Source organism: Aliiruegeria sabulilitoris (assembly GCF_001558155.1).
GTDB lineage: Bacteria > Pseudomonadota > Alphaproteobacteria > Rhodobacterales > Rhodobacteraceae > Tropicimonas > Tropicimonas sabulilitoris.
Genome location: NZ_LOAS01000060.1, coordinates 1 through 781 on the forward strand (window position 1 = coordinate 1; position 781 = coordinate 781).

The window sequence follows — 781 nt, forward strand, 5'->3', positions numbered from 1 at the left end:
ACCGCCGCTTTCCTGACCACCGCCATCGAGCACTCGGGCCTGACGCAACGCGAGATCGCGCAGCGCGCGGGCTATGCAACGCCGAACGTGCTGTCGATGATGAAGACCGGCGAGACCAAGGTGCCGATCGAACGCTTCCCGGCGCTCGCCGAAGTATGCGATGCAGATCCAATCGACTTCGCGCGCATTGCCATGCTCGAGTACCATCCGGAGATTTGGGGCACGTTGAACCTGGTTTTCGATCCCAAGCTTACCGATCGCGACATCACCGTTCTTCGGATCCTGCGGCAGGCCGATCCCAACGGCGAACTACATTGGCAAAGGGCCGACAAGCAGTTTCTCTTCGTCATGTTCCAATATCTCGTCGGGTGGATGGAGCATGTCGCCGGTATCACATCGAAATAGGGAAAGGCTGCGCCCCCGCCAGACCACGAAGTCCTAGGTGGGGGCGGCTGCCTATGGAGGCTGTCCCGGCGCGCGGCGTCAGCAGGACGTCCAATCCTTGGAGTTGACCGGCGGGACCGAGCGGAATGCATATGAATGGCATAAAATCGCCCTGCCGGATTCGGCGTTTCCAAGTACAGACTTGCCCGTTGCCGCTACGCCGCCAACAGATCGCTCTCCAGCTTGGCGAACATGGTCAGGTCCTCCTCGGAGCTGTCGAACAGGTGGCCATAGGTGTCCATGGTCATGCCGATCGTGGCATAGCCGAGCAGGGTCTGGATCTTCTTCGGGTTCCAGCCCTGCTCGATGAAGAGCGAGGCAGCGGCGTGGCGCAGCG

General features: G+C 61.1%; 2 protein-coding genes. One reads left to right on the forward strand and one right to left on the reverse strand.

What is annotated here, in order from left to right; all coding sequences use genetic code 11:
- Positions 1–405 (forward strand): helix-turn-helix domain-containing protein (locus tag AX756_RS26200; protein ID WP_197431132.1); only part of this gene is annotated, 405 nt, incomplete at its 5' end.
- A gap of 194 nt (positions 406–599) precedes the next feature.
- Here AX756_RS26200 and AX756_RS23960 read toward each other — a convergent pair.
- On the reverse strand, positions 600–781 hold a 182-nt coding region (locus AX756_RS23960; RefSeq protein WP_156461667.1), incomplete at its 5' end, for a tyrosine-type recombinase/integrase.